This window comes from Rhodopila sp. (genome assembly GCF_965276935.1).
Lineage (GTDB): Bacteria > Pseudomonadota > Alphaproteobacteria > Acetobacterales > Acetobacteraceae > Rhodopila.
The window spans coordinates 258,626-279,798 of sequence record NZ_CBDIBS010000002.1 but is presented as its reverse complement, the minus strand read 5'-3'; the positions used below and the strand labels follow the sequence as shown (position 1 = coordinate 279,798).

Here is a 21,173-nt window from a genome sequence, read left to right as displayed (position 1 = left end):
AGCGGGTCAGCGGGTCGATGAAGTGCAATCCTGGTCACTGGCTCAACCCCACCCCCGCGCCAGCTTTCGCACCGCCGTGGACGCGTTGCGCTTACCCTCTCCAGCGTAATCCTCGTGCCAATCCTCGATTTTCGCCGGATCGTAGAGGTAATTCACCATCAAGGTCGCACTCTCCTTCGCACCCTTGTCCGAGGTATCCCCCGCCATCTTCAGCCGCTCCACCCGCGCGCCATTCGACAGATGAAAATGCGCCACCGGGTCGCGCGCCCGCTTGCCGTTCGCTTCCACCAACAAGTACCGCGCCGACAGCCGGATCAGCACCGGTTCGGCGGCCTTTCGAAAGCCGGCATCGCGCCACCAATGCCGCTTCCCGATAATCCCTGCGAGTGCCGCGGCACCGGTCTGGGCCGGAAAGGCTTCCACCAGAGCGGCGGACTCCTCGTCGCTTAACAGCTCGGCCTCGTTTGAAGCCAGCAGCGGGTCGAGCCAACGCCGGAAACCGGGGATCGGTGAAAGCGTCGCGAAGGTCTTCAGATTGCGGAACTCCGCCGACAACTCCTCCACCACGCGCTTGATCAGGAAATTGCCGAAACTGATTCCGGCCAACCCGGACTGGCAGTTGCTGATCGAGTAGAAGATCGCGGTATCCGCCTGCTTGGTGTCCTGCACCGGCGCCTTTTCATCCAGCAGGTCCTGCACGCTGCCGGCCAGGCCCTTGACCAATGCGACCTCGACAAAGATCAGCGGCTCCCCCGGCATTCTGGGATGAAAGAACGCATAGCACCGGCGATCCGAGTCCAGCCGGTTCTTCAGGTCGCGCCATGATCGGATGGCGTGCACTGCCTCATAGTTCACCAGTTTTTCCAGCAGGGCGGCGGGACTGTTCCAGTCGATGCGCTGCAACTCCAGAAAGCCGATGTCGAACCAGGCGGCCAGCAGCCCGCGCAGGTCGCCATCCAGAGCCGTCAGCAGCTTGTCATTGCCGCGCACCTCCAGCAGGAAACCACGCAGCTCGACCAGGAACTTGCGGCCATCCGGAATCGAGGTGAATTGTGTCAGCAGCTTCATCCGCGGCGGCTCCAGCGCGCGCCGCAGCTTCGCCTTGGCGCTCGCCCGCTCCGCCGGATCGTCGGCCGCCTGTACCCTGGTATAGGCAGCCGACACCGCGTCTGGATCGGAATCAAAGCTGGCCAGGGTGCGCAGGAAGTCTGTCCGTCCGGGCTCGTCCAGCCCGAGATAGGTCTGTGCCAGCCCCGCCGCGCGGTTGCGTGCGCTGACTTCGCCGCCGCGTCCGGCGAGGCAGGCCTTCATCTGCGCCTCGAGTGTCTCGTCGGTCTCACCCGAGACTCCCGCGGCCATGTCTCGCCATACAGTGGTAATCCGCCGGATTGCCCGGTCCAGCAAGCCGGTTGAAACAGCTTCGCTCATGCACGCCTCATGTGGACAATGCCCTTGAACTGACGGACTGACGCAAGAAGATCATAACCGGGATGGCGAGAAAGTCGCTGCATTTATCGGTTGGGCGCGTACACTGATCAGTGCCGGCAGCAGGTCCTCCACGACCATGCCCGGTCCGGCCTTTACTGCCGCCTGTCCGTGCAGGTAAGCCCCCGCCGCGGCGGCGCCCCAGGGGTCCATTCCTTGCGCAAGTAGGCCGCCGATCGCACCGGCAAGGACATCGCCCGCGCCGGCGGTGGCCAACCAGGGCGGGGCGGAAAGGTTGATGGCGGCCTTGCCGTCGGGTGCCACGATGATCGTGTCGGCGCCCTTCAGCAGCACCACGGCTCCGGTCCGCGCCGCGGCTGCCCTTGCGGCGGACAAGCGATTGGGGACGGGATCGCCGAACACCCGCGCGAATTCGCCGGCATGCGGTGTCAGCACCGCGGCGCCACGTAAGGCATCCGGATCGCCGGAGAATGCCGAGAACACATCCGCGTCCGCCACCACGGCGCGACCAGCCGCGATCAGGGCGGGCAATATGGTGCGGGCTTCCTCCCGCCCGAGGCCTGGACCGCAAACCCATACTCTCCGTCGTTCGTCTTCTAGAAGGCTTGAGATATCGGCTTCATTGACAAGCAGCCCTGGTTCGCCGCCGCGATATACGGAAGCGGACCCACGCGCGGCAATCGTCACCATGCCGGCACCTACGCGACGAGCAGCTTCGGCCGCCAGGCGGGAGGCACCGGTCATGTTGGCGCCGCCAACAATCGTGACATGTCCCCGGGTGTACTTGTGGGTCTCGGTAGTCAGCACCGGAAGCTGCCACAGCAACGGAAGGTTGGCGAACGTGTTCGGCCTGATCCCGCCCAGGACGAGAGCCGGAAGTCCAATATCGGCCAGTTCAATCTGGCCGCACAGGTCGCGGCCGGGCAACAGCAGGTGACCCGGCTTCAGGCGAAAGAACGTCACGGTCGATTCGGCCGCTCGCACGCGACCGCTTGTCAGGCCGGTGGCGCCGTCGAGCCCAGAGGGCACGTCCACGGCGACGATCCGTCGCGCCGCTTGCAAGGTCTCCGCAACGGATTCAGCGATCGGGCGCGTCAGCCCGGCGCCAAACACGGCATCGACAACCAGATCCGCCCGAGCCGCTTCCGTGGCGCTAAAGGTCACAATCGGTCCTGCCCACTGGCGCGCGGCATCGGCGGCATCGGAGCCATCTCGGGGGGGCGCCAGTGCGGCAACCTTCACCGGCCAGCCTTGCTGCCAGAGCAGTCTGGCCGCAACGTAGCCGTCTCCACCGTTGTTGCCGGGGCCGGTCAGTATCAGAACCCTGCAACGGCCGACATTTCGCTTGATCGATCTAGCTACGGCTCGGCCGGCGGCTGCCATCAGCGCTGGGCCGGCATGCCCGTGCTTTTCGGCGGCGCGATCGGCTTGTCCCATCTGCTCCGGCGTCAGCAACTCCGCGCGGCCAGCCAGCCGCCGGATCAGGTCGGGGTCAAACGTCATCGGATGTCCCGATCAATGAAGTGCCCAAAGTATCAGGGGATCGCCGGTGCGGCGATCAAGCGGCCTGGGTCAGCCGCTTCATGAAGGCCGAGAACCGGTGGCGGCGCAACTCGCTGCGCGCCTTGTCGTCGGTGGTCATGTAGTTGAGTTGGACACTGTAGCGCGACCCGACGAACGTACGGTGACCGTGCCAGGTAGCAGGACCGTTGGGGAACACCAGCAGCGTGCCATTGACCGGTGGAACCTCGACGGCGAAATCCTCCAGGTTCCGCGGGCCACGCAGCAGACGCAGGCAACCTTCCTGGCGAGTGAAGGCATCGGTCTGCCGGTTCAGATACAGCAGCACCGTCACCCGCTTGGCCAACGAATCGCAGTGAATACGGCCGTCCCGGTCGCTGGTCCAGCCGCGTAGCGTCACCATGGTGGGGGCATCGGTCAGGTCCAGGCCGAACTTGCGTTCGATCGCCTGACGCAGGACCAGGCCTTCCATCGCCTGCATCAGCGCAACCGCGTTGCGGCCCAGTCGAACGGAATCAACGGGAAAGGAACCTCGTTTGCCGAGCGCCGGCAGGTCCGCCAGCACGCTATCCAGAGCAGCAGGCGGGACGAAGTCGGGCACGACGACATGGGAAAACGGATCGGCCGAGACTGGAGTCGCGAGCAGCTTTGGGTAGTCCAGCTCAATCATCGGATCCTCGTGGCGGCGTCAGGCTGTCTTGGGCCGCACCTTGAGTTAGTGGCGTGGCACGACGATGAGGCACATGCTGTGTTTCCAGCTAACCAGACTTCCTATGGTGTGCGCCTTAGCAGCAAAGCCTCGGTCAGGTCGAGGATGTCGTCCGGCCAGTATTCGTCAGGCCTGGCCCGTTCCGCGTGCAGAGCTGGATCAGGACGGCAGGTCAGCACCGGCATGACCCAACGGATCGGCAGCGACACGCGGCCGTCCACGGCCCCCAGCAGTGCACCGGCGATGCTGGCATTGGTATCGGTGTCGCCGCCGCATCCGACCGTCTGGATCAGTGCCGCCTCGGTGCCGGTGCCGGCGCTCAGGTGGAAAAAGGCGTTTTGCAGGGCGATCAGCACCCAGCCCATCTGGCGTTGGTAGTCGGCTGGAGGGACGCCGGACACGCCATGGCGCAATGCCAAAAGGACACTGGCTCCGTCTGGGTCCGCGGCCTCGGCGGTCCGAATGGCGGTATCAGCCATCTCGGTCCGGCTGGCGCCCGCGATGGCGACGGCAATCGCGGCGGCGAAGGCCGCGCAGGCGACGCGGCAAGCCGGATGCGGGTGGGACAGTGCGGAATCCGCCATTGCCGCACGCGCGGCCTGCTCCGGCGTGGCTGCCCAAACGCCGACCGGGGCGATCCGCATCAGCGAGCCGTTGCTCTGGCTGGCCGGATCGGCCGCATGCCGCGCCGCCTGGGCCTTGTTCCGGTCGGCTTGCGCGGCGGGCGCGAAGGCGCGCGCCGTAGTTGTGCCGCAGTCGAACGGGCCCGACTGGTACCACCGGCCATAGGCTGCCGCGGCTGCCTCCGGACCGTATTCCGAATGCCCGACCAGGCTGCGGGCGAGCGCCAGTCCCAGTTCCGAGTCATCCGTCGGCTGGCCGGCCAGCGTGTTCCAGACCGGGCTCGGTTCCAGATTCCGCACCCCGTTTGGGTAGTCCGCGCGAATATGGTCGGCGGTGCGAAATTCCACCTGACTTCCCAGGCTGTCGCCAATCACCATTCCCAGCAGGCAGCCGAGGGCGCGGTCGAACCTTTGGTCCTCGGGCGGGCGGGGCCACGTCAAGCTGACCCGGGCTGGACGCATCGGCTCCGGGCTGCGACGCCAGGGGCGCGTGCGCAAGGTGGCCACGGCATCTGGCGCGCCGCCGAAACAGGCGGATGGGCGGCTGTCGCCATGTTGGTCGTAACTGACGGGGACACCGTCCTCGGTGACCAGAATGCCGCCGGCGGCAGTCAACAGCGCGTGGCCAGCAGCGATATCGTGGGCAGCGACCGGCCGCAGCGTCACCGTGGCGAGGCCGTCGCCGACCGCCACCCGTGCCAGGCGATAGGCAATCGAAGGCAGTGGCATGAACCGGGCAGGCGCGCAGGCGGTGGCGTTCCAGACCGGCCGTTGCCAGGTGCCGTGGTTCAGGAACACCACGTCGCCCGCGGTCAGCCGGCGGGTGCGCAGATCGATCTCGACGGGCTGGCCGTTGCGGGTGATGCCGCCGCCCTCGGCCCAGGCAATCAGGTCTGGGCCACGATCCGGCGATAGCGGGGCGAACACCACGCCGAGAACCGGCGTGCCCTGGCGCAGCAGTCCGACCGAGACGGCGCTGCCGCGGCGGCCTTCCAGGAAAGCCCGCGTGCCGTCATGCGGATCGACCACCCAGCAGAAGCCGTTCGCCTCGGCGGCCAGCACGCCGGCTTCCTCGCCCACGAAGCGGGCGGGCAGCAGCGCCGTCAGGCGGGCACGCAGGAAAAGCTCGATCTCGGTGTCGATCGGTGATGTGTCGCCGTCGCTGAACCGCGGTCCGCCCGGCCGACTGAACTCGGCGGCGAGCCAGGCGCCGGCCTGTCCGACCAGGTCGATGACGGCCGGAAGAATAGGAGGCAGGGTTGCTGTTGTCATGGAACGGGAAAGTCTAGGCGTTCGCGGCCGGACACGCTATCTGCACGATCGCCCGCCATGGATAATCCGACAGAGCCCCTTCTGAAACAAGCCGGTCCGCTGCCGGCCTACCGTTCCCTGATCGACAAGGGCGACCTTGCGCCCGACCCGGCGCAGGCGTTGGCGGCCGAGCGGCTGCAGGACTTGTGGGAGCGGCTGCGCGGCTATGACCCCAGGCCGGCGGCGGGGCAGGCGCATGGGGGATTGCTGGCGCGCCTGCTGCACCGCCGCCATGCCGAGGAATACATGCCGATCGGCCTGTACCTGGTTGGTGAGGTCGGGCGTGGAAAATCCATGCTTATGGATCTGTTCTTCGACGTGGCGGACGTCCCCCGCAAGCAGCGTATTCATTTTCATCGATTCATGCAGACCGTGCATAGCCGCCTGCACGCCTGGAAACGGGCGAACCCGAATGGCACCGACCCGATCCCGCCGCTGGCCGATACTATTGCCGCCGAGGCAGCGTTGCTGTGCTTTGATGAATTCCAGGTCAACGACATCGCCGATGCGATGATCCTGGGGCGGCTGTTCCAGGCGCTGTTCGATCGCGGCGTGGTGGTGGTCGCGACGTCCAACATCGCGCCCGATGACCTGTTCAAGGGCCAGCCCGGCCGCGATGCGTTCCTGCCGTTCATCGCGCTGATCAAGCAGCGGGTGGACGTGCTGTTGATGACCGGTGGCCGGGATTACCGGCGGGAGCGGATGCGGGGTCTGCGCACATGGCATGTGCCGGCGGATGACCGGTCCCGGCACGAACTGGATGAGGCGTTTGCGAAGCTGACCGGCGGCGCCGCGGTGAAACCTGTTGTCCTGACGGTCATGGGCCGCGAACTGATTGTGCCCCAAGCGGCCGACGGCGTCGCACGATTCAACTTTGACCGATTGTGCAACACCGCCCTTGGCGCCGGCGACTACCTGGCTATTGCGACGAACTTTCGTACCCTGGTGCTGGACGGCATCCCCCGTCTGTCACCCGATAATTACGATCAGGCTCGGCGATTCATCGTGCTGGTCGATACGCTATACGATCAGCACGTGAAGCTGGTTGCTTCCGCCGATGCGACGCCCGATCAGCTTTATCAGCGCGGCGAGAACGCCAGGATGTTTGAACGAACGGCGTCTCGGTTGGATGAAATGCAGAGCCAGGATTGGCTGGGATTGGCGCATCCGGCATGATGAATGCTGTCGCGGCTTTCATGCGCGGTGCACCGCGCCGGGCGTAAGCCTGATCGCGCAGCACTTGCTGCTGCACCGCAGCGTCTTGCCCGGTGGCGCGCGATACGCTAGCAACGCGTCGTCTTCCGGGCGCCAATCGCAGCCGCCGGTTCGGCAGGCCCGTTCACGTCAGTTGGGTGCGGCGGTTGCGCCCTCGGAAGGACTCGCTCATGGCCCGCAACAAAATCGCCCTGATCGGCGCCGGTAATATCGGCGGCACGCTTGCCCATCTCATTGGCCTCAAGGAACTTGGCGACGTCGTGCTGTTCGACGTGTTCGGCGGGGTGGCGGCGGGCAAGGCGCTGGACATCATGCAGTCAGGCCCGGTGGACGGGTTCGACGTGGCGATGTCCGGCGGATCCGACTATGCGGCGATCAAGGATGCCGACGTGGTGATCGTCACCGCCGGCTTCCCTCGCACCCCCGGCATGTCCCGCGACGACCTGATCGGCAAGAACGCCGGCGTCATCGCCACCGTTGCCGAGGGCATCAAGACCCACTGCCCGAATGCCTTCGTCATCTGTATCACCAATCCGCTGGACGCCATGGTCTGGGTGATGAAGGAAAAGTCAGGTCTGCCGGCCAACAAGGTTGTCGGCATGGCGGGGGTGCTCGACAGCTCTCGGTTCCAGTTGTTCCTGGCGCAGGAATTCGGCGTGTCGGTGCAGGACGTCACGGCCTTTGTGCTGGGCGGCCATGGCGACACGATGGTGCCACTGACCCGCTATTCCACCGTCGCCGGCATCCCGGTGCCAGACCTGATCAAGATGGGCTGGAGCACGCAGGAGAAGATCGACGCGATTGTGGCGCGCACCGCGAATGGCGGCGGCGAGATCGTCAAGCTGCTGGAACGCGGCAGTGCTTTCTACGCTCCGGCGGCCTCGGCCATCGCCATGGCGGAGGCCTACCTGAAGGACAAGAAGCGGGTGCTGCCCTGCGCCGCCTACCTGACCGGCCAGTATGGCATCAACGGCATGTATGTTGGCGTTCCAGTCGTCATCGGCGCCGATGGCGTGGAGAAGATCGTCGAGATCGAGCTGAACGCCGCCGAGAAGACCGCATTCGACCAATCCTGCGGCGCTGTCCGAGAGCTGATCGACGCATCCCGCAAGCTGGTCGGCTGAGGAACCCGCGATGAACATCCACGAGTACCAGGGCAAGGACCTGCTCAAGCGCTACGGCGTCATGGTTCTGGACGGCCACGTCGCTTGGACACCGGACGAGGCCGTGTTGGCGGCGGGCAAGCTTCCAGGGCCGGTTTACGTCGTCAAATCGCAGATCCATGCGGGTGGCCGTGGCGCCGGCCACTTCGCCGACGATCCGCAAGGCAAGGGCGGCGTGCGGATCGCGCGGTCCCTGACTGAGGTTCGAGCGGCGGCCGAGGCGATGATCGGCCACACCCTGATCACCAAGCAGACCGGTGAGGCTGGCCGTCCGGTGCGACGGGTCTATGTCGAAGCCGGCTGCGACATCGCCCGAGAGCTTTACCTGTCGTTGCTGGTTGATCGGATCTCCGGGCGCGTGACGGTGATCGCCTCGACCGAGGGCGGCATGGAGATCGAGGAGGTCGCGGCCAACCATCCGGAGAAGATATTGCGGGTCGGGATCGATCCGGTATCAGGCGTTTCCGGTTTCCACGGGCGTCGGCTGGCAACGGGGCTCGGCCTGTCGGGCAGGCAGGCAGCAGCTTTTGGAAAGTTCGTGATGGCCATGTACGCGGCGTTCACCTCGCTGGACTGCGCGGTGGTCGAGATCAACCCGTTGGTCGTCACCGGCGCCGGTGAGGTCATTGCGTTGGATGCGAAAGTTAGCTTCGACGACTCCGCGTTGTTCCGCCATCCGGAACTGGAAAAGCTGCGCGATGAGGCGGAAGAGGATCCCAAGGAACTGGAAGCCGCCAGGTTCGAGCTCAACTACGTCGCGCTGGACGGCAACATCGGCTGCATGGTCAACGGCGCCGGCCTGGCGATGGCGACGATGGACATCATCAAGCTGTATGGCATGGCACCGGCCAACTTCCTGGATGTGGGCGGTGGCGCGACCAAGGAACGCGTGACTGCGGCGTTCAAGATCATCCTGTCGGACCCGAATGTCGAAGGCATTCTGGTGAACATCTTCGGCGGCATCATGCGCTGCGACATCATTGCCGATGGCGTGGTGTCAGCCGCGCGCGAGGTGCAGCTTTCGGTGCCGCTGGTGGTTCGGCTGGCGGGCACCAACGTCGAGTTGGGCAAGGAGATCCTGGCGAAGTCCAACCTGCCGATCGTCGCCGCCGACAACCTGGCGGATGCCGCCGAGAAAATCGTCAACGCGGTGCGGGAGGCTGCCTAGATGTCCGTTCTGGTCGACCGCGACACCACCGTAATTTGCCAGGGTTTCACCGGGCAGCAGGGCACCTACCACAGCGAGCAGGCGATCGCCTACGGCACCCGGATGGTGGGCGGCGTCACCCCAGGCAAGGGCGGCACGCTGCACCTGAACCTGCCGGTGTTCGACACGGTTTGGGAGGCGCGGGAGAAGACCGGTGCCACCGCCAGCGTCATCTATGTGCCGCCGCCGTTTGCCGCGGACGCCATCCTGGAAGCCATCGATGCCGAACTCCCGCTGATCATCTGCATCACCGAAGGCATCCCGGTGCTGGACATGGTCCGGGTGAAGCGCGCCTTGAGCGGAACGAAGTCGCGGCTGATCGGGCCGAACTGTCCTGGGGTCATAACGCCGGACGCGTGCAAGATCGGCATCATGCCCGGTCACATCCACAGACGCGGCAGCGTCGGGATCGTTTCACGATCCGGCACCTTGACCTATGAGGCGGTGGCACAGACCACGGCGGCCGGCCTGGGCCAGAGCAGTTGCGTTGGCATCGGCGGCGATCCGGTGAAGGGAACCGATTTCATCGAGGTGCTGGAGATGTTCCTTGCTGATCCGGAAACCAAGCAGATCGTCATGATTGGCGAGATCGGCGGCAACAGCGAGACAGATGCGGCGGAGTTCCTGGCGAAGAACAAGGTGAAGAAGCCGACGGTCGGTTTCATCGCCGGGGCAGCGGCGCCCCCTGGCCGGCGGATGGGTCATGCCGGGGCGGTGATCAGTGGTGGCAAGGATACCGCGGCCGCGAAGATGGAGGCGATGCGGAACGCCGGCATCTTTGTCGCCGAGAGCCCGGCGGCCTTGGGCAGCACGATGGTCGACGTGTTGAAGGGATAGTTCCGGCATTCCAGTGCCGCGGCGGACGCCGGAGCAAGGTCAGCCGATTTTACCGCAAGGATCATCCAGAACCTGGTGTCGGTGACGTCCGGTTTTGCTTGTCCTCTATGCTCGAATGAAGCGGCGACACGACGCCTTCCGCCAGCGTTACAGCGGACGTGGTTCATTTCGAGCAATCCCATGCCGGAATGGATATCTCAGGTTCCCGTATGTTCATGTCGGCGGCGCGATGATGGTTTGGCACGCGCGCCAGGCCGTTGCTCCGGCAGATCTTAAACATCACGCGGCAGTCATCACGACCATCCTGGTACGAGCCGCCCGTGCGCAACGGCGCTCTCCGCTGATAGCGTGTGCCGATTGTTAGATATTCTTGCCTATTACGTTAGTTAATGTTAGAACGTCCGGCGAACACCGCTGGCGGCACGGGCCGCCGGTACTCGGTCGAAGGAAGGCCTACCGGATGCTCGTCTGTCGCCATATCGTTGCCGTTTCCGCCACTGGCCGGGTGGAGACCGCACCATGAGCGTGATTCTGACCGGCTCGGGTGGCAAGGTTGTCATGGCCGCACCGGGACGGCCGATGCTGGCGGGGCCGTTGCCTGCCGTGGCATCTGGCAGCAGTTCGGCGCTGGTGTTTTCCTCGGCCGGCGGTCTGACCGGCTGGTGGGATGCCGGCGTTGCCGCCGGTGTGCTTGATTCAACAGGCTTGCCGTTGACTAGGTTCGGCGTCTCGGCTGGGTCTGCCGCCGACAAATCCGGCTCCGCTACCCCCCTTACGGTGTGGCATGCGGCAACGAGCGGCACCGGCTACCCGACAGCCACGCCTCGCCTGAACGGGCTGCTGGGCGGTATTGGGCTAAACATGATCGTGCCGCCGACCTTGCCGGCGTCCGGCCAGCAGCTTCCCCTGATGGATCCGGATCAGGGGCTGGTGAGCGGCGCGATGAGCCTCGGAGCCGGCGCCGCCTGGACCGTCTTTCTGGTCTGGTCGCGGCCCAACTGGCGGCAGAGTTCCACCGCCGCCAGCACCTTGCTGAGCATTGGCGGCATTCAGGTGCTCGCCGTCGACAACAATAGTGGCGGCCGGCTGGTGCTGTTTCCCGGCCCGCGGCAAACCGTGTTGGCCACGACCATCACCCGCCGCCACTCGCACGCCGTCATCCTGCGCAACACGCCCGGCACGGGCGTCGATGTCTGGCTGGATGCGACCCAGGTTGCCACCGCCGCGCCCAATCCGTTGGCGCCATCCGCTGCCGCGCCGCTGCTGTTCCTGCATGACGGCACTGCCGGCGGAGGCGCCGAATGCTGGTTTCACGAAGCGGCCGTCTGGAACAATGCATTGACCATTGGCGGAATTGCCGCCGTCCTGACCTATGAGACGCGCTGGATCCTGGGTCCGCGCAAGGGCATCCAGGTTCTTGTCACCGGCCAGTCCAACGCCGGCAACGGCTGGACAGATGGCGCGTGGCATCTGCTGGCGCAGGGGGTCGCTTGGCATCTCGGTGCGTTGGGCTTCGGCGTGGTCGCCAACTACGGAGACACAAGCTCGCGGGCAGCGACCTGTATTCATGGCGAAGGCATCTATCCGGTAACGTCAGGTGGCCTTCCCCTGACCGGCTCGTTTCTGAATAATCCCGGCGATGGCAGCACTCCGTCCACCTGGCATCTTGGGGCTGATGGCCTTGCGGTGCAGACCTGGATCCAATCCGACACAGCCGCGGAAGACGCCGCCGATATTGCCGTCATCCTGTGGCCGTGGTCTGAGGACGACAGTACCCGCCTCTACAGCGAGAAGGCGACTTATGAGGCCGCCGCGCGTCAATTTCTGTCGCTCGAACGCGGCATGCTGTCCCGCTCGCCTGCAAGCCTGCCGCAGGTCTGGTGGTCGGCGATTCCTTTTCCTTGGAACAACAATGATCCAGGCACGCAGATGCAGCGGGAGGTGGTGGCCGACATGGCGGCTGATCCAACGCAGAACGTGACGGTGGTTTTGCCGCAGACGTCCGACAGCCTGCCGCGCTGCATAGGGGGGGCGCCGCTGGTCTATGACCCGGTCAAAGGGATCTGGAGCGGTGGCGACAATTCACATCGCGATCTGCCGGACAATCAGCGCTTCGGCATGCTGGCGGCGCCACTGGTGGCGCGCGCGATCCTCGCGTCCGAAGGCGGCGACACGATCACCGCCATCCCGGCAGGCATTCCCGCGGCGGGTGGGCCAATGGTCATCCATGTCTACCGCCAGTCCAATACCAGCCTGATCATCACGGTGCATCACGACAGCGGCACCGATCTGATCGTTCCGGCTACATTGGCCGCGGTTGGCGCCGGATGGGCGGTGATGGACGGCGGTTCGGTCGCCTCGCCCGGCACGATTGTCACGGCGACCGCCTGCGTACGGCTGAATACGACCCAGGTGCAGATCACGCTGTCCCAGGCGCTGGTCAACCCCAGCGCGTCCTGCCGGCTGTTCTATCCGTATGGCACTGCGACAATGGGTCGCGGCAACTCGGTCACCGACAACTTTTCCGAGGTAACGCCGCCGCTAGGATGGAACATCGCCGCCGATCTGGGCACCGCCCCTGGGGTTGAGGCGGCGTTTGTCGCCAGTGCGGCAGCACTCGGCTCCACAACTCCGCTCGACTACATTACCACGCCATGGCGCTTCAACATACCTGTTCACATACCAATGGCGACCGCATCGGGCGTGCAATTGAGCGACACGCCGTAGCGTCTGCGGCCTGACGACGATCTTTATGAAGCGGCAGGTTCAGCTCCGGCCGCCGCGTCTTGCCTCGATGATCTGATCCGCTCGATCGGAAAGAGCCTATCGGTCATCCACCGGCATGTTCGCCTGTACGGATGGCCGAGCATTGAAGGATTCATGCCAAGTGGCGAGCGTTGGGTGTCCGTTGCGCCAGGCCAGGTCGGCGAAGCGGAAGTCCAGATAGGCCAGCGCCACTCCAATAGCCAAATGCCCTACGGTGAAGCCGCCTCTCCCGAGCGCTTCGGCTTCGCCTTCGAGCGCATCGACACAGGCCACCAGCTTCGAACGCCACAGCGCCTTGTGCGGCTCGCTCTGGCGTTCCGGCGGCCGAAAACCTTCGGCTAGCAGAGGCAGGGCGTTGTCCAGCATTCCCTGACCCAGCGCGTGGCGGCGCAGGGCGGTCAGACGCTCCGGCCAAGCCGCGGGATAGAGTTTCGGACCGTCATGCAGCGTGTCCAGGTATTCGATGATGACGGGCGAGTCGTAGACGACGGTGCCATCCGGCAGTTCCAGGGTGGGGATCTTTCCGACAGGGTTGAGCTTCATCAGCGCCCGGTGCGGTGTCGTGCCGCCGGCAATGGTGCGTGTCGTCTGGATACGGTCCTGCAGCCCCATTTCCGCGATGGCAATCATCACCTTGCGCACATACGGTGACCGAGGGGACCAATGCAGGATCATGGGATTGGTCATGCGCGCGCCTTTAGGGTCTTCGGCGCGACTTTTCCGCGGCGCCAATACAGCAAGCCGAGGTTCGCCATGAACGGGATTGAAGTCAACGGCACCGGCTTGTGCCATGCACGAAGTCGATCTGGACCAAGTCTCTCGACCCAGCGTCGTTATCCCATTACCGAGCCCAGTTCCGCCCTGAGTGGCCGGCCCGGCGTCAGCCGCCTGCTGCACCGGTTTGCACTGCCACCCATTTCGGGCCTTTTACGTTACGCACCTTTGGCAGGACGAGCATTAGCACAAATGCGCGTTTGCTGGCGCGGGCTGCTTCAATACGGGACTGTGCCTCGGCTGGCGTGGCAACCGGTTGATCCTGCACGCGCAGGATGACGTCGCCACTGACCATGCCTCGATGCGCCGGATCGGAATTGGCGGCAACATCCGACACCAGCACGCCCTTGAGGCCGTTCTCCAGTCCCAACTTCGCCGCGGCATCGGATGTCAGCGCCGACAACGACAGGCCGAGATTGGGCGGAATAATGATCTTTGGGCGCTGCGCGAGCATGGGCGCATCCTGGGCATCCCATTGGTCACGCGGCCAGGCATCGACGACAATCGAAACGTTGTGTTCCTCTCCGTCGTGTCGCACCAACAGCGTTGCCGTATCGCCCACTGTCGTTGTGACGATGTCACGCAGCAGCGCGCGGTCGTCGCTTGGCGTGCTGCCGTCATAGCGCAAGATCACGTCGCCGATTGCAAGGCCGGCCTTCTTCGCCGGCCCATCCGGCAGCACCCAGGCAACAAGCGAACCTTCCGGTTGCGCCATGCCCATGGCCTCGGCCATTTCCGGCGTTATCGTCTGCACCTTCACGCCAATCCAGCCGGGACGAACCCAGCCGTACTTCCGCAGCCGGTCGACCACGAAGCGTGCGTTGCGCGACGGTATCGCGAAGCCGACACCGGATGACCCGGAGGTGGGCGAGATGATGTCCGAGTCCACTCCGATCACATTGCCCTGCATGTCGAACAGCGGGCCGCCGGAGTTGCCGTGATTGATCGTGGCATCAGTCTGTATGAAGTCGTCGTAGGGTGAATCTTGAATATCGCGATTGAGCCCGCTGACGATGCCGGCGGACACCGATAGGCCGATGCCAAATGGATCGCCCGCGGCAAGCACCTGATCGCCGACCTGTAACCTGTCGCTGTCGCCCCAGTGCGCCGCAGCCAAGGAATGATTCGCTGCCACCTTTACAAGCGCCAGATCCGCGAGGCGTGACGCGCCCGTTATCCTTCCAGCCAGGCGTGCGCCGTCGGAGAAGACGACCGTGATTTCAACGCTGTCCTGCACCACATGGTAGTTGGTCACGATCAACCCGGAAGGATCAATGACAAAGCCCGAACCAATGTAGGTCTTCAGGTTCGAACTGGCGGTAGGCTCGGGTATCGCCGCGTCCACGGTGGGCGCGGAGGTGGGAACGCTTACTGCGTCTGGCTTTCTGACGGAGATGTTGACCACCGTCGGCAACAGGCCACGGATGATTTCGGATCTGCTGGCGCTGACATCATCGGCAAGTGCGGGACCTGCGCCGGACACGGCCAGCACGATCATGATCGCGGCGGTCAGGAAGCGGTGGCGCGGCGGCGCCTGGCAACGGTCCATCGTCATCGTGCGCTGACGGCACGCCCCTTCGAGATAAATGAAGCTTGGTGTCCAGGCCCCGAAGTTCGTCGCGTTATGCGGCGGCTGTAGGGGATTAGCAGGCTACTGAAAACAAAGAGCACCAGTGACTAAGTAGGGCGGCTACAAATTCGCGTGTCAAGTCGTCCAGAGGCCGGGCTGCCGCGTTTGCCGTCCGTTTGATACGAAATGGCAACGCCGGATTCAATAAGGCAGTTCCTCGAACAACCGTACCTAAAGGAAACCCTGCTTAACTACCAACGGCGGCGTTACTCCGCCGCCGCCCGCTTCGCCGCCAGCCGGTCGATCTCCGCCTGCACAGCGGCGCTGGACTGCCCGATATATTCCGCATGGTGGTCCCGGGCGTGGTCGTAGCTTTCGATCCGCCATTCGCGCGATGCCTGGAAATGCGGATGGACATAGCGGGCCATCAGCTCGTAATGCCGCTTCGTCTGCGCCCAGTCGGCCCAGTTCTGTGCCAGTTCCATGATCGCGCCAAAGCCGCCGGAGCCTTTCTGCAAGCGGTTGATGAAAGCGATCGCGTCGTCCGGGGTGCCGATGCAGGCGGCGCCGCTGTCGACCATGTACTGGTAGCGGTCGGTGATGTCGGACGGTACGATCGGGAAGGTGGCAACGTCCTGGAAATAGTCGCAAAACCGGTCCAGGCCGTGGCGGACGTTCTCGCGCGCCTTTTCCCGCGTCTCGGCGATGTGCATCAGCGTGACCAGCCGCCAGTTCCTGCGATCCGGCACATGCCCGTTCAGCGTCGCCTGTTCGGCGTACAGGTCCCAGTTCCTGGCGTGGTGCTTCATCGCGTCATCGCTGGTGCCGCCGATCGACAGCATGCCGATCCCATGCCGCCCCGCCGCCAGCGCGCCGGCCGGGGAGCGTGAGGCCGCCACCGCCATCTCCATGCGCGGGCGGGTATAGGGCGGCAATTGCAAACGGGCGTCAGTCAGGTCGAACCAGTCGGATTTGCGGGTGACGCTGTCGCCGCGCATCAGTTCGATAATGACGTCCAGCGACTCGTTCATCCGGCGGCGCTGGTCGGCCGGATCGATGCCGATCTTCTTGGCGTCATGCACCAGCGAGCCTGGACCAACCCCCATCATCGCCCGGCCGCGGGTCTGGTAGTCGAGCTGCACCATGCGGTCCGCCAGCATAAACGGGTTGTGATACGGCAGCGAGACGACCCCGGTGCCGAGGCGAATATGCCGGGTCCGCTCCGCCGCCGCGGCGATGAATACCTCTGGACTGGCGATGATCTCGAAGCCGCCGGAGTGATGCTCGCCGATCCAGGCCTCATGGTAGTTCAGCCTGTCCAGGTGCTGGAGCAGCTCCATGTCGCGCTCCAGCGCCAGGATGGGGTTTTCCGTCATGTCATGGAACGGCGCGAGAAAGATGCCGCTGCGCAAATAGGTCATGGACGCGTCTCCTGTGGTTCAGACATCAAGTCTGTAGCTGTCGCCGTCGCGGACAATCCGGCCGGCGGTCGCGCCGGCGAAGTGCGTACCGATCACCAGGACCGGCGTGTCGGCCAGGCCGTCGAACATGACCCGCCGAGTTTCGACACCCTGAAGCGGATCGCTGTCGGCCAGGGTGCTCCAGTCCGGGCGCGCGATCTGGCAGGGATGATGCATGAAGTCGCCGGTTATCAGTGCCTGTTCGCCGTTCGATTGAATCATCACGCTGACATGGCCGGGCGTGTGCCCGACCGTCGGGACGAGGCGGATCTCGTCGCAGACCTGCTCGGTGGTCTCGACCATGGTCGCCAGTCCGGCCTCGATGATCGGGGTAACGGAGTCGGCCATGATGTGGGCCATGTCGGGGCGATCCTGAATCGTGTGCCAATGTTCGTATTCGCTGCGGCCCATCAGGTAGCGGGCCCGTGGGAAGGTCGGCACCCAGCGCCCATCGACCATCATGGTGTTCCAGCCGACGTGGTCGACGTGCAGATGCGTGCACAGCACGGTGTCGATCGACTCGGGCGGAAAGCCGGCTGCCGTCAGGTCGGCCAGAAACGGTCCGTCCCGGTCATTCCAGTGCGGGATGCGACGGTTCTGTTTGGCATTGCCCAGACAGGTATCGACGATGATCGACCGTGTCGGCGTCTGCACGACGAAGCTGTGGATGCTCATGCGCAGCTTCCCGGCTTCATCGGCGAAGTGCGGGCGCAGCCAGGCGATCGGCAGAATTGCCTCCGGCGTCGCCTGGGGCAGCAAGAAGCGGCTGCCACCGGTCATCTCCAGCTCGACGATCTTTGTCACTGTGACGTCGCCGATCGTCCATTTCATGAGGTCTGCTCCCGTCCTGGCGCCACTCTATCCCGGTTCGCGCAACTTGTGCCAATCGACACGCTCCATCAGGATCGCCGCCAACGCGCCAGGAGGAAACACATGGCCCCGCACATCGACTACTACGCCTCATTGAATTCGCCATGGACCCATCTGGGCGCGGCGCGGATCGAGGCGATGGCAATGGCCAACAACGCCACCCTGCGCATCTTTCCGGTGGATTTCGGCGCCATTTTTTCGCAGTCCGGTGGGCTGCCGCTGCCGAAGCGGGCGCCGCAGCGGCAGGCCTATCGGCTGATGGAGCTGCCACGCTGGCGCGATCACCTGGGTATCCCGATCCATGTCGAGCCGAAGTTCTTCCCTGCCAGCGAAACGCTGACCGCCGGCTGCGTGATCGCGCTACGGGAGACGGTGGGCGACCAGCCGGCGATCAAGCTGGCGCATCGCGTGCTGAAGGCGCTGTGGCAGGAGGAGAAGAACCCCGCTGACCCCGCCACGCTGACTGAATTGATCTCCGACATTGGGCTGGATCCCGAACAGGTCTTGAAACTTGGCGCCGAACCGGGTTGGGCAGAGCGGCGTCTCGCCGATACGCAGGTGGCGCTGGATCACGGCGTGTTCGGCGCGCCGAGCTACGTGATCGCCGGGGAAATCTTCTGGGGTCAGGATCGGCTGGCGTTTGTGGAGCGTCGGCTGGCGCAAGGATGATGGGCGCCTTCATCCGGCTGGCGCAGCGCCACGTGCGGAAAACCGGCAACACCAACTTGTAGGAAATATCATGGCAACGCCGATGTTCCGTTTTGATCCCGTGGATCTGCCGCCCGAGGCGCTGGCGATCCGCACTGAGGTGAGGGATTTCATCCAGGAACACCAGCATCTGATGGGTTTCACCCGGTCCGAATTTAACCGCGATTTCAGCCGAGCGATGGCTCGGCGCGGCTGGATTGGGATGACATGGCCGAAACAATACGGCGGCCACGAGCGCAGCGCGTTCGAGCGCTATGTCGTCATCGAGGAAATGCTGGCGGCCGGTGCCCCTTTGTCCGCTCATTATACAGGCGATCGGCAGAGCGGCCCGAACATCCTGCGGTTTGGCACGAAGGCGCAGAAGCAGTTCTTCTGCCCAAGGATCGCCGCCGGGGAACTGACCTTCTGCATCGGCATGAGTGAGCCGAACTCCGGCTCCGATTTGGCGGCGACCCGGACCCGCGCTGTCAAGGTCGATGGCGGCTACAAGATCAACGGCAGCAAGCTGTGGACCTCGAACGCGCATCGCGCCGACTACGCCATCCTGTTCTGCAAGATGGCAGGCGACGGCAAGCAGGAGCCGGATCGCCATGCCGGCGCCACTCAGTTCCTGCTGGACCTGAAGTTGCCCGGCATTGAGATCAGGCCGGTGCTGGACCTGCTGGGCGAGCATCATTTCAACGAAATCTTCCTGACGGACGTGATCGTCCCTGACGATCGCCTGCTGGGCCAGGAGGGCAACGGCTGGAACCAGGTGACCAGCGAGCTGGCCTTCGAGCGCAGCGCGCCGGATCGCTTCCTGGTGTTTTTCCAGATGCTGCGGGAAATGGTGCGCATGGCCGGCCCGACCCCGGACAGGGCCACCGCCGCCGCGCTGGGCAAGCTGATCGCGCAACTGGCGACCTTGCGCGGCATGTCGCTGTCGATCGCCGGAATGCTGCACGAGGGCTTGCAGCCGAACACGGAATCCGCCGTCGTGAAGGATCTGGGCACGCGCTACGAGCAGGACATCCCCGTCGCCGCCCGTCAGTTGTTTCCCGCCGAACCAGAGCTGGAGGCGATGGAGACCTATGTCTCGATGATCGCGCGCAGCACGATGAATGCGCCACGCCTGTCCATCCAGGGTGGCACGCGGGAGATCCTGCGCGGCATCATCGCGCGCGGCCTTGGTCTGCGCTGAAGGGAGTTTCGGACGTGGCGATTCGTGACGAGACCCGGATGCTGCTGGAAAGCATGACCCGGCTGTTCGAGGACAAATCCACTAAGGCAGTCATCGATCGCGCCGAGACCGGCGGGTTCGCGGCCGATCTGTGGCAGGCGGTGGCCGAGACCGGCGTGCCGCTGGCCGCGCTGCCGGAGTCCGCCGGCGGGGCGGACGCCGAATGGTCGGACCTGTTCGCCGTGCTGCGGGTAGCCGGGCGATACTCCGTGCCGCTGCCGCTGGCCGAGACGATGCTGGCCGCCTGGGTTGCTGGCAGTGCTGGCCTGGAGGTATCCGAAGGACCGATGACCGTCGGTCCTGTGCTCGCCTCTGATCGGCTGACGGTAGTACGCGATGGCAATGGCTGGCGGCTGTCCGGCGTGGCGAGCCGGCTGCCGTACGCGTCGCACGTGGCAAAGACCGTGCTGATCGTCGATGGGCCGGATGGGGAGATGGCCGTCGCTCTCGAAGGCACAGCGGATGCCGACGTTTCGCCGGGGAAGAACATCGCCAATGAGGCTCGGGATACCCTGAGGTTCAACGGCGTTCGTTTCTCCGCTGACGCGGTCGGCGCCCTCGGCGGCGGTGTCTCACGTGACGCACTTTATCGGAGAGGCGCGCTGGCCAGGGCGACGATGATGTCGGGGGCGCTGGAACGGGCGATGGACCTTGCGGTCGGCTACGCGCAGGAACGGGTGCAGTTCGGCCGGCCAATCTCCAAGTTCCAGGCGGTGCAGCAGAACCTCGCGGTGCTGGCGGGCCAGACGGCGGCGGCGGTGGCCGCGGCCAATTTGGGCATCGAGGCGCTGGGCAAGCGCGATCCCGACCGCGAAGCCTTCCTGATCGCGATCGCCAAGACCCGTGTGGGGGAGGCGGCGACGCTGGCGTGCGAGATCGCCCATCAGGTGCATGGCGCGATCGGCTTCACCAAGGAGTACGCGCTGCAGCTATCGACCCGGCGGCTGTGGTCGTGGCGGGAGGAGTTCGGATCGGATCCAGAATGGGCGGCGAGGGTTGGGTCGTATGCTTGCGCAAATGGGGTGGATGGACTTTGGTCGTTGCTAACGGAAGTCGCGTAATGATAAACCACGACACACCTCCTGGCCGAACATCGGCGCGGACTTTCGATTGAGTAAATTCTAGCCGTATGACGAGATATGCAACGTATCCCAGTGTCGGGTCGGCCACATCCACGGGCGACCGCCCGGACGCTGACAGGGGTCTGCCCGGTGCTGTCCCTGCTATTCTAATGACCGTTGTTTCCGCCGCGCTCTGCATACTCTGGCTTATGTCCGATGCTGGCTCCAGTTCTGTCGTTGACAATGCCGCCGGTGGCACCAGTAGCGAACTGGCATTGGTCAACGACAGCGAGACCACGGGTGCCCTTGCAACCCTGGACGGATCTCCTGCTTTTCAGGCGCAGTTCAGGGAAAGGGCGGACGCCTGTTCCCGACCTTTGGCCTGGGTGGCGGTATCGGCTCCAGCCGGCCAGGTGCCAACCAAGATACGCTTGAAATCCGGCAGCTATATTTCGCCAGAGTTCAGTTTGTCTGACCGGCCCGTTCGGATCGCCGTTCCTTATCCGGCACCGTATGAGGCCGGGCGGGGAAGTCTGACGATTTTCCACACCGGCGGTGACGCTGTCATCGGGCTGCGGCCGGCATGGCATGTTTCCCGCGAAGCAGGCAGCATGACGCATGCCGTAACATGGCCTTCCACTGGGCGTTGTATGAAACCCAATGGCTAAGATCGCCGCCTGGCTCAAGGCTCAACTTGGCCCCAGCCCGATCAT

The 21,173-nt window shown here is 64.7% G+C and carries 17 protein-coding genes; 9 read left to right on the top strand and 8 right to left on the bottom strand.

Annotation, left to right across the window (positions count from 1 at the left end):
* Positions 1-42: 42 nt before the first annotated feature.
* From ACQY4S_RS04285 to ACQY4S_RS04270, 4 genes are all read right to left on the bottom strand, one after another.
* Entirely contained in the window at positions 43-1,428 is a 1,386-nt protein-coding gene (locus ACQY4S_RS04285) for a malonyl-CoA decarboxylase (protein ID WP_428483955.1), read from the bottom strand.
* 51 nt (positions 1,429-1,479) lie between these two features.
* Entirely contained in the window at positions 1,480-2,949 is a 1,470-nt protein-coding gene (locus ACQY4S_RS04280; protein WP_428483954.1) for an NAD(P)H-hydrate dehydratase, read from the bottom strand.
* A gap of 55 nt (positions 2,950-3,004) precedes the next feature.
* Positions 3,005-3,637, bottom strand: a complete 633-nt coding sequence (locus tag ACQY4S_RS04275; RefSeq protein WP_428483953.1) for a 2OG-Fe(II) oxygenase — start codon at positions 3,635-3,637, stop codon at positions 3,005-3,007.
* 101 nt (positions 3,638-3,738) lie between these two features.
* Positions 3,739-5,571 carry an inositol monophosphatase family protein gene (locus tag ACQY4S_RS04270; RefSeq protein WP_428483952.1) on the bottom strand — a complete coding sequence of 611 codons (1,833 nt, stop codon included), beginning with the start codon at positions 5,569-5,571 and terminating at the stop codon, positions 3,739-3,741.
* A 57-nt stretch (positions 5,572-5,628) separates the two neighbouring features.
* Here ACQY4S_RS04270 and zapE point away from each other — a divergent pair, with 57 nt between their 5' ends.
* The 5 genes from zapE to ACQY4S_RS04245 all read left to right on the top strand — a co-directional run bounded on the left by zapE (position 5,629) and on the right by ACQY4S_RS04245 (position 12,759).
* Entirely contained in the window at positions 5,629-6,786 is a 1,158-nt protein-coding gene (zapE, locus tag ACQY4S_RS04265) for a cell division protein ZapE (RefSeq protein WP_428483951.1), read from the top strand.
* A 209-nt stretch (positions 6,787-6,995) separates the two neighbouring features.
* Complete coding sequence (gene mdh, locus ACQY4S_RS04260) at positions 6,996-7,949, top strand: malate dehydrogenase (RefSeq protein WP_428483950.1); 954 nt, start codon at positions 6,996-6,998, stop codon at positions 7,947-7,949.
* 10 nt (positions 7,950-7,959) lie between these two features.
* Positions 7,960-9,156 (top strand): ADP-forming succinate--CoA ligase subunit beta, encoded by a 1,197-nt coding sequence (gene sucC, locus ACQY4S_RS04255; protein ID WP_428483949.1) that lies wholly within the window; start codon positions 7,960-7,962, stop codon positions 9,154-9,156.
* Positions 9,157-10,032 (top strand): succinate--CoA ligase subunit alpha, encoded by an 876-nt coding sequence (sucD, locus tag ACQY4S_RS04250; protein ID WP_428483948.1) that lies wholly within the window; start codon positions 9,157-9,159, stop codon positions 10,030-10,032.
* Positions 10,033-10,551: 519 nt separating this feature from the next.
* Positions 10,552-12,759: a hypothetical protein gene (locus ACQY4S_RS04245; protein ID WP_428483947.1), complete on the top strand. Its 2,208-nt coding sequence runs from the start codon at positions 10,552-10,554 to the stop codon at positions 12,757-12,759.
* A 96-nt stretch (positions 12,760-12,855) separates the two neighbouring features.
* Here ACQY4S_RS04245 and ACQY4S_RS04240 read toward each other — a convergent pair whose 3' ends face one another.
* From ACQY4S_RS04240 to ACQY4S_RS04225, 4 genes are all read right to left on the bottom strand, one after another.
* Positions 12,856-13,485, bottom strand: a complete 630-nt coding sequence (locus ACQY4S_RS04240; protein ID WP_428483946.1) for a glutathione S-transferase family protein — start codon at positions 13,483-13,485, stop codon at positions 12,856-12,858.
* Positions 13,486-13,678: 193 nt separating this feature from the next.
* Positions 13,679-15,121 carry a trypsin-like peptidase domain-containing protein gene (locus ACQY4S_RS04235; RefSeq protein ID WP_428483945.1) on the bottom strand — a complete coding sequence of 481 codons (1,443 nt, stop codon included), beginning with the start codon at positions 15,119-15,121 and terminating at the stop codon, positions 13,679-13,681.
* Positions 15,122-15,408: 287 nt separating this feature from the next.
* Entirely contained in the window at positions 15,409-16,563 is a 1,155-nt protein-coding gene (locus ACQY4S_RS04230; RefSeq protein ID WP_428483944.1) for an LLM class flavin-dependent oxidoreductase, read from the bottom strand.
* Positions 16,564-16,581: 18 nt separating this feature from the next.
* Entirely contained in the window at positions 16,582-17,433 is an 852-nt protein-coding gene (locus ACQY4S_RS04225; RefSeq protein ID WP_428483943.1) for an MBL fold metallo-hydrolase, read from the bottom strand.
* Between the two features lie 102 nt (positions 17,434-17,535).
* On the opposite strand from ACQY4S_RS04225, the gene ACQY4S_RS04220 reads away from it, so the two are divergent.
* From ACQY4S_RS04220 to ACQY4S_RS04205, 4 genes are all read left to right on the top strand, one after another.
* Positions 17,536-18,141, top strand: coding sequence for a 2-hydroxychromene-2-carboxylate isomerase (locus ACQY4S_RS04220; protein WP_428483942.1), 606 nt, complete (start codon positions 17,536-17,538; stop codon positions 18,139-18,141).
* A 70-nt stretch (positions 18,142-18,211) separates the two neighbouring features.
* On the top strand, positions 18,212-19,360 hold the full coding sequence (locus ACQY4S_RS04215) for an acyl-CoA dehydrogenase family protein (RefSeq protein WP_428483941.1): 1,149 nt from the start codon (positions 18,212-18,214) through the stop codon (positions 19,358-19,360).
* Positions 19,361-19,374: 14 nt separating this feature from the next.
* Positions 19,375-20,460, top strand: a complete 1,086-nt coding sequence (locus tag ACQY4S_RS04210; protein WP_428483940.1) for an acyl-CoA dehydrogenase family protein — start codon at positions 19,375-19,377, stop codon at positions 20,458-20,460.
* A 170-nt stretch (positions 20,461-20,630) separates the two neighbouring features.
* A complete protein-coding gene (locus ACQY4S_RS04205) occupies positions 20,631-21,128 on the top strand; it encodes a hypothetical protein (RefSeq protein WP_428483939.1) in 498 nt (165 codons plus the stop codon).
* Positions 21,129-21,173: the final 45 nt, after the last annotated feature.